Origin of the sequence: Desulfosporosinus nitroreducens (assembly GCF_023897015.1) — a bacterium.
GTDB lineage: Bacteria > Bacillota > Desulfitobacteriia > Desulfitobacteriales > Desulfitobacteriaceae > Desulfosporosinus > Desulfosporosinus nitroreducens.
This window is the reverse complement of the sequence record NZ_JAMHFY010000087.1, coordinates 1-1,386: the sequence shown is the minus strand read 5'-3', so window position 1 is coordinate 1,386 and position 1,386 is coordinate 1. Positions and strand designations below refer to the sequence as shown.

The 1,386-nt window shown below is 44.1% G+C and carries 2 protein-coding genes; both read right to left on the bottom strand.

The window, feature by feature from the left end:
* The coding region (locus tag M8E35_RS26270; protein WP_252473921.1) for a B12-binding domain-containing protein at nt 1-263 on the bottom strand (263 nt) is incomplete at its 3' end.
* A gap of 13 nt (nt 264-276) precedes the next feature.
* Nucleotides 277-1,386 (bottom strand): trimethylamine methyltransferase family protein (locus M8E35_RS26265; protein WP_252473920.1); only part of this gene is annotated, 1,110 nt, incomplete at its 5' end.

Here is a 1,386-nt window from a genome sequence, read left to right as displayed (position 1 = left end):
GAGGGGATATCTTCACTTAAAATGAGTGGCTTGACCATGTCCATTCCTGCTGTCATGGATCTAGCGGACATCAGCACTTCCGGTACAAACATTTGACCGGACTTAAAGCGTGCTCCTACGACACTCATTCCTAGGATCAAACCTTGGTTAATTATTTCAACAGGATCATTCCCAGCATCGATAGCCTGCTGAGTCAGTTGAGTTACTCGGTCCAGTTGACCTGTGATGACGTTCTGAGAAATCTCTTCATAATAATTTGACATATCTTTCTACCTCCTATCGTTTACTGGCTTCCCGCGCTTCTGCTCTATCGACAATTGCTTGAATTTCTTTTAGAACACTTTCTGGTTTTTGTTCAGGTTTGTGGTTATTGATAATGTCTTGGGTTTTTTCTTTGACCCGCTGGGCCATGGTTTTCGAGCCTTCTGCCTTCCATCCGTCAAATCTAAGTCTATTAATCAGAGTGGGAGCCCAGAATTCGCGGAAATGGGCCATGGTATGATCGTCGGCTAAGTAATGTCCACCTGGGCCGACTTTGTCAATGACGTCAAGGGCTAAGTGTTCATCGTCAACTAAAACACCGCCTAGAATTTTCTTTACCATGCCAATGATCTCATCATCCATGGTCATTAGGTCTAAGGATGATGTCGCTCCATACTCCATATAACTGCAGTCATGAATAAGATTTGCACCGCTTAAGCCTGCGATCAAGATCGAAAAAGCAGCTTCAATTCCCATCTGAGTATCAATCACCTTAGAATCTGAACAACCACCTGTACTGAACATTGGTATTTTCATGTGGCGGGCGACAGCCGTTAATCCGGCCGAAAGCAAGCTTAATTCTGCTGCACCGTAGGACAGAATAGTACTAGACATATCCATCGTTGAAATTAATCCACCCATTACAAAACCGGAACCTTTACGTACTAATTGACCAGCTACGAGTCCTACCAAGGAATCTGCAACTGCAATCACAAGAGTTGCTGCCATAGTCGCAGGAGCTACACCTCCTGAGAAAGTGCAAGGAGTATAAACGATGGGAATATTGTTTTTGGCTGCAAAAATTGCTTTATCAATGGCTTCCACTGAATGTCTTAATGGAGGGCTAGACTCCGAGTAAAGGAGAATAAATGGATCGCGTTGCAGGGCTTCCAGCCCACCTGCTACAGCTGCAGCCATATCGATGATATCCTGATACTGATCTATACCAAAACCCCAGTGGATAATGGGTTTATTTGTATTTTCTAACATAGCCTGAAAAGCATGAACATCTGATAAAGTAGGTGTGACATCCATAACTGTGCCGCAATCCATGGCAAAGGATATATTAGGCAAAGCATCGATTACTTTTGCCGCCCTTACAGTATCGGACTTCTTAGCACGGCG